This is a genomic window from Xanthovirga aplysinae (genome assembly GCF_009711365.1).
In the GTDB taxonomy this organism is placed as follows: Bacteria; Bacteroidota; Bacteroidia; order Cytophagales; family Cyclobacteriaceae; genus Xanthovirga; species Xanthovirga aplysinae.
In genome coordinates this window covers 1-999 of sequence record NZ_SMMB01000290.1, presented here as the reverse complement: position 1 = coordinate 999, position 999 = coordinate 1, and the positions used below count along the sequence as shown (strand labels likewise).

Annotated in this window: 1 protein-coding gene; it reads right to left on the bottom strand. The window is 36.4% G+C overall.

Going from position 1 to position 999, the window contains the following annotated elements; translation table 11 throughout:
- Positions 1–849: 4Fe-4S binding protein (locus E1171_RS00795; RefSeq protein ID WP_155203144.1), on the bottom strand; the 849-nt coding region annotated here is incomplete at its 3' end.
- Positions 850–999 lie beyond the last annotated feature (150 nt).

Here is a 999-nt window from a genome sequence, read left to right as displayed (position 1 = left end):
TTCCTTTTCTGCTCCTTTTTCAGCATCAGAAGATGAGGAAGGTTTTATTTTTGGTCTAAAAACTGGTTTATTAGGCTTTTCTTCCTCTTTTACCTTTTTTCCTTCCTGCATTAACTCTAGAGCTTGCCTTTGAGCTTCTTTCTTTATGTCTTCTCCAGCCTCTGCCTTGGAAGCTACCTTTACTTTTGGTTTAAAAGTAGGCCTTCCCTTCTTAACAGGTTTTTCTTTTGTTAAAGTAGGTTTTGACTTTTCTTGTAAACTTTTTTCCTTTTTTGCTGCTGCTTTCGCCTGATTAAATTCTTCCAACTCTTTTTTCTTCAAAAGAATTTCCATTGGCGTCATCTCAGCAAAGCCATAATTATGCTCATTGATATCGTACACGCTGAAATCATAAGCCTTGGTCATTGTAAGGCATTCCGTAGGGCAAACCGTAGTACACAAACCACAAAAACAGCATTTGCCCATGTCAATATCAAACTTTGCGGCATAAATTCGTTTGGAGGTTCCATCGGAAGTCTTCCCAATTTCCTCCACCGCACGAATGGGTTCAATCTCAATGCAATTTACGGGGCAAACCTTCGCACATTTATCACAAACAATGCAATCATCTATTTCATTATGCAGGCGATATCTACCATTATCTGGAACAGGCAAAGACTCTTTAGGATATTGCAAAGTCACTCTTCCGGAATGTTTCTCAAAATATTGATCCGATTCCACGGAAGAATTTCCTCTCTCCTCCTTTGATTCGAAGATATGCTTTAGGGTTAATTTCGCTCCTTCTGCTAAGGTCCGAATTGCTTCCCAAACATTTCTAAAATAAGTATTATGTGTTCCTTTTTTCGACATTAATATCAAATAGATAACCTTACGAATGATTTAAAAAGGGTTTTAAACTTTTAAAGTTAGCTAAATGCTATCAGCAAAAATTAATTCACCTTTTTAAACCCAAATCCCTAATTATTAATTCGAAATTACCTTTACTTTTTCCTTCACTTA